Source organism: Hyella patelloides LEGE 07179, from assembly GCF_900659865.1.
In the GTDB taxonomy this organism is placed as follows: Bacteria; Cyanobacteriota; Cyanobacteriia; order Cyanobacteriales; family Xenococcaceae; genus Hyella; species Hyella patelloides.
In genome coordinates this window covers 1-5,340 of record NZ_LR214137.1, presented here as the reverse complement: position 1 = coordinate 5,340, position 5,340 = coordinate 1, and the positions used below count along the sequence as shown (strand labels likewise).

The 5,340-nt window shown below is 36.9% G+C and carries 6 protein-coding genes; 2 read left to right on the top strand and 4 right to left on the bottom strand.

Annotated features, from left to right (window positions below):
- Positions 1–418: 418 nt before the first annotated feature.
- The 4 genes from H1P_RS30745 to psbP all read right to left on the bottom strand — a co-directional run bounded on the left by H1P_RS30745 (position 419) and on the right by psbP (position 3,042).
- The gene (locus tag H1P_RS30745; RefSeq protein ID WP_144874908.1) at positions 419–1,192 is read right to left on the bottom strand and encodes a hypothetical protein; all 774 of its coding nucleotides are present in this window, start codon (positions 1,190–1,192) and stop codon (positions 419–421) included.
- A 166-nt stretch (positions 1,193–1,358) separates the two neighbouring features.
- Entirely contained in the window at positions 1,359–1,760 is a 402-nt protein-coding gene (locus H1P_RS30740; RefSeq protein WP_186376240.1) for a hypothetical protein, read from the bottom strand.
- 49 nt (positions 1,761–1,809) lie between these two features.
- The gene (locus H1P_RS30735; RefSeq protein ID WP_144874906.1) at positions 1,810–2,412 is read right to left on the bottom strand and encodes a Maf family protein; all 603 of its coding nucleotides are present in this window, start codon (positions 2,410–2,412) and stop codon (positions 1,810–1,812) included.
- 81 nt (positions 2,413–2,493) lie between these two features.
- Positions 2,494–3,042 carry a photosystem II reaction center PsbP gene (psbP, locus tag H1P_RS30730; protein ID WP_144874904.1) on the bottom strand — a complete coding sequence of 183 codons (549 nt, stop codon included), beginning with the start codon at positions 3,040–3,042 and terminating at the stop codon, positions 2,494–2,496.
- A gap of 558 nt (positions 3,043–3,600) precedes the next feature.
- Here psbP and H1P_RS30725 point away from each other — a divergent pair.
- Together H1P_RS30725 and H1P_RS30720 are read left to right on the top strand one after the other, a co-directional pair.
- Positions 3,601–4,023, top strand: coding sequence for a hypothetical protein (locus tag H1P_RS30725; RefSeq protein ID WP_144874902.1), 423 nt, complete (start codon positions 3,601–3,603; stop codon positions 4,021–4,023).
- A 49-nt stretch (positions 4,024–4,072) separates the two neighbouring features.
- Positions 4,073–4,522: a phosphate-starvation-inducible PsiE family protein gene (locus H1P_RS30720; RefSeq protein WP_222427327.1), complete on the top strand. Its 450-nt coding sequence runs from the start codon at positions 4,073–4,075 to the stop codon at positions 4,520–4,522.
- The last annotated feature ends 818 nt before the right edge of the window (positions 4,523–5,340 follow it).

Genomic DNA, 5,340 nt, shown 5'->3' with positions numbered 1-5,340 from the left:
ACATAAACTCCCGAAATAAATTCTCAGGGCGTAAGTCTGAGCGAGAGGGATGGCGAGGTTGCCTTATGCCAATCACGGACTCACCGATGGTCGCGCGACGGCGAAGCCGAGTCCTAAGGCGGAAGCGGTATCCGTGATGGACGCCATATCCAATTCTTTGCTTTGGGGTTTCCCCAGACTGTTGACCGCCTGCATCGGGAGACGCGCCCTCACAGCGAAAGTGAGTATGCACTTTCATTCAGTATGAAACTTGAGCAAAAAGGAGTTGTTTGATAATTTAAATCCCGAAAAAAATCCGCCCTATTTCCCTATTTATAGCTCTTCCCTACTAAATGTAACCATTGAAAGTCAAACCTACCCTTGTAAGACTTTACCATCTATCTCTGCTTCCTTATCTTGACTAGGTGATTCGGTGATTTCATCCTTCATCTTTTTTGTTGGGGTCAGACATAAACTCCGTTTCATCCCCCCAATCTTCTGATTGCCAATCTTCTGACTGCTCGATATCTAAATCATCAAGCCCTATTACGGTAGAATTATCCTCTAATTTGTCTTCATCGAGCCAATCTCCCCAATCTTCCTCATTTTTTGTGTTTTCTTCAGGATTTTGCTCTGTACTAGGTTGCTCTATTTCAATATCTATATCATCTAAAGACAAAAGATCGTTGACAATCTCATCTTCTGGATCATTAGCAGATGATAAATCGGCTGATTCTGAAGCTAAAGAAAGCTCGACAGTCTCATCAGAAAGATTATTCTCAAGGCTAGGACTAGATACTGGAGCAGGAGGCAAAGCAGTATCGGCAATTTTCCAGGTATTTATGGGAGTATAGGCTTCTCCCTTTTGTTGCTTTTGTAAAACAGCCAGCAAACGAAACATCTGTTGCAAACTTTGTAAATTCTGGCTGATAGTTTGATGTCCTTGGGTTAATTGTTGTAGATGAAACTGCTGTAGAAAGCTATATAAATCATCGCCAATTAATTGCTCACCAATTTCGTTAATAATTTCTCCTTCTACCAAATTAACGTGAGTACGCAAACATTCCCCCTCGCGAGGCTGGGAGCTATCATTACCCTGAGAAGCAACCCAAGTGGTAATATGCAATTCGGGAGCGTTACCCATCGCAATGACAAAAGCGTCATTTAGCCTGCCTTCTCTAATAGCTTGTTTAAATTCTTTACTGGATGCCATTAATTTCAATTCCTTTTACCTTAATGTAAATTAATTGCATAGAGAGAATAAGTAGTTAAGCAAAATTATTCTGTTTACACATTGTATTTTTTTATTACCCAATTACTTATACTTACTACCTATTACCTGTCTCTACCAAGTCATTTATGTAGCACAGATACTTAAATTACCTTTCTGGAAGTCTTTTATCTTCTGGTTTTGTGGTAATTTCTGTCGTTATAGATTGAGTATCATTTAACATGGCAAACATCGATTGTAGACTAGCAAGATTATTAAGTAAAATTTCTCTACCTTGTTTGACTTGCTCTAAATGAAGCTTCTGTAACTCAGCATAAGCAGGGTTACTAGCAAATTCTCTACCAATTTCGTTTTCTACTTCTCCGTCTACTATATTAATGCGAGTACGCATCCGATAGCCTGGTTGAGATGTTTCTCCCAATTGCCGATCTTCCTCTGAAGCGACAGAAGTAGTAATATTAAGTTCAATAGATTCACTCATGGCGATCGCTAAAGCATCAAACATCTTCCCTGCTCTAACTTTCTCTCTAAATTCTTCTAATGGTTTCATAGCTTAGTTTTTAGGTATGTAAATAGTATTGATGGACAAAAAATTTTGGTTAATCTTGCCAAAAAGCAGTGATACTGTAGCCTAACTCATTTATCATCTCAGCGAGTAGAGGCATACTTAAACCAATGACATTACTATGGCAACCTTCAATTTTCTCAATAAAAAACCCTCCTTTACCTTCAAGGGCGAAGCTACCAGCACATTTTAAAGATTCTCCTGTTGCGATATAATCTTCAATAATGCGATCGCTTATATTAGCAAAATAGACTTTGGTAGTGGCACAACGAGTAATTTTTTTATTTTGTCTTAAATCAATTAAACTGTGACCAGTATAGAGCAAGCCAGTATTGCCCCTCATTGCTTGCCAACGAGCAATTGCTACTTGCGCTGATTCGGGTTTTCCATATATTTCCCCTGCAAAGCTCAAAACTGAGTCACAGCCTAAAATTAAAACATCTTGATAGCGATTTTTAACCACTTCTGCTTTTTTTTCAGCTAAAGTTTTGACTAATTCCACCGCATCCGATAGCTGAATTTGCGACTCATCAAAATTACTTTGACAAACCGTAGGATAGATACCCGCCGTTTCTAATAAGCGACGACGAGCAGGAGAAGCAGAAGCTAAAACAAAAGAAGGTACACTAGCTAGCATGAAGCTTCCTTAATATAATTCACATCAGGTAGAAGAAATTTGAGCCCGATAATTAGGAAAAATCTTCCAACCTAACTATACTTACCTAACTGTAAAAGACTTAGCAGCTATTTCAAAGGTTTCTTTTACTGTTGACCAACGCCTATCAGTAGTAGAAAGATTAAAAGTAAACAATTTACCACGACTCACCGCCACACTAGCAATATTATGTCTGATGGGTTCATCAGGATTTTCTACTTCATATTCTAATATGTAATAGGTTTTATCTTTGCCTTCTCTGGCTTCTGCGGAGATAAAATCAGTTTCTCTGTCGCTATCAGGATTATTTACCGCTTTTAAAAAACGATAACCTACATCTGTAGGAGAGCCTAAATCTTCCAGAGTTTTACCTTCAGGAACATCACTAATAATAACGCTGAGATTTTCAGTTCTTTCTACCAAGTCACGATAAACCAAATCAACCCCAGCAGAGGCATTTTTAACTGTTACAGGAAGCCAGCCATTAGGATATAAAAACTCATATCCTTGAGCAGTATTGACATAACTCTGCAAACCACTAACACCAGCCGAACAGCTAGAAATTAGAGTAGTCAGAGAAATTAAGCATAGAGTTACTAATAATCTCAACATTTTGGTACTTTTGTTTGTTTATACTAAGTTGCTTTTATCGAGATAATATTATCTCGCGCAGAGGCGCAAAGACGCAAAGAAAACGCGGATAGTGAAATTATAGGTGTAAGCGCGACTCGGTGTTATTGGAGCAAAGCGCGATCTTAACAGGTTAATTTTACGATAAATAGTGAAGGAATAAGGATCGAGAAGCGAGAAAACCGAGAAGATGAAGAAGTGAGGAGATAGAGAAGACAAAACAAACAACACTGATAAATCATCTGCATTCATCTAGATTTATCTGTATAAAGGCTGTGGACTAAAAAAATAATTGCCCATTTTTGCTCGGCTAAGCTGGGCAATTGGCAATCGCTCATGTCTGAAACATAGACTCAGCATACTATCTCTATTCAATTTGATTTGGTCTAACTCTTCTTTTCTACAACTCAATATTTTGTCGAGTTATCTTAGTTTATTTTCTTTTGACCAAAAGTATTTTACTTTTGTTTCAACTTTGTCACTTTTTTTGATTAATCTATATTTTAATAGCTCATTTTCACCATTCGCCAGGAAAAAATTATGAACGGTAATTTAACTTTGTTTAAGATAATTTCATCACTAATATTACTCATAGGGCTCTTGGCACCAGTAAAGGCAGCCCAGGCAGCTAGTAGTGATGCTTCAGCCAAGGAAACTTCTAACAAACAAGAAACTTTAAAGGATGAAAAAGTAACTGAAGATCACGGTCAAGCTGTTGTAACAACTAAGAAACTTCTTTCTAAAAAAGCCCAAGAAATTGAATTCTATAGTTTTTTGGGTATCATTGGTTGCAGTATCCTTATTCCAGAGTTTTTACACAATAACAAGAAGAATCGTCAAAATGCACAGGAAAATAGCCATAAAACAGAGCCAGCTGTCCCCGCTTTAGAGGTGGTTTACAGCAATAATCAAGAAAAAATTAAATTAGAAAATCAAAGCGAATCAGATCGAGAAGCTGCCTAACAAATCATCTCAATAAAATAGAAAAACTGAAGTAATAAGGGAAAATAAGATGAATAACACGATCGGTTTTCAAGGTCAATCTCGTTCCTTTGAATCTAAATTTAGTGTCAAGCGAATGTTTCGTCATCTCGATAACTTTCAAGACTTAATCGTCTTTGGTTGCTGTATCCTTTTAGTATTTGAAATGATGCTAATGTTGGCGAATACTTTTCTAGGTTTAAGAGCAGGTACGAGCGTTCAAGATATTACTGCTCAGAGTCTTTTTTTGCTGATTTTAGTAGAATTATTTCGGCTTCTAGCGGTCTATTTGAAGCATCATAGGATATATGTGGGTATAGCTGTAGAGGTTGCGGTTGTATCTGTCCTACGGGAGATAATTGTTGAAGGTTTAATTCACATGGATGTGCCACACGTCTTTGCAATCTGCGTTTTCTTATCTGTTTTAGGGGGCTTAATGTTCGTTAGCCATAAAGTTGAAGATGTGCCGATAGAACATTAGTATGGTAAGTCTAATTTCTCAAAAGCATTACAGTATGGCAAAAGTAGACAACCATAGTCATCAAAATCTGGAGTTGCAAGATGAATTGACCACATAAAAGCTAAAGCTTGAAATAAAAAATAGACCCTATTTAGCAAGCACTTTACTTTACCAAATTTTGCCAGTTAATTTGGTTCTATACTCAATCCGATTCCCTGTGCCTTTGTGGAAAATAACGGTCTAAAATGTCTAGCACTCTAGCTTGTGGTTCATCTATCTGATTAAATTGACAATAAAAATCAGATTGCCTTTCATAGAAATCGGCGTGATACTAACTCTCTATGAAAATGCCTTAAATCAGATTTGATTCCTTTGCCCCCATTCGTCCCGTCAAGCGGGATAATAAATATCAAAGTCTTTGCGCGAGATTTAAGCTTAAAATATTAAGCGCAACTTTAAGGATAAATAGTAGGGCAACGAGTTAAACTGGCTAAAAAGTTATATAACTCTCTGTCTATCTTTTTGCCACTGTTGCTTTATGTAGCTCATATTTATTATTAGTATTTTAATTGTCTTAGCATTAGAGGCAATTCGTTATTTGAGTTTTTCGTCAGACATAAATCTAATATCAAGCAGATATTTAAAACATTGTCATTGCGTCTGACATCATCAAATAATACCAATTTCCTAAACTTAGACTACACTTAAAGAGAAAGGGATAAAAGCGATCGCGAACTATGTCAGGAGTAGTAAAAATTGAGATAACTGAATCGGCAGAAACTCTCAAAAAACTGTTAATAAATGCCAGTACAGCACAAGAGAAAGAAAGAATTCAAACT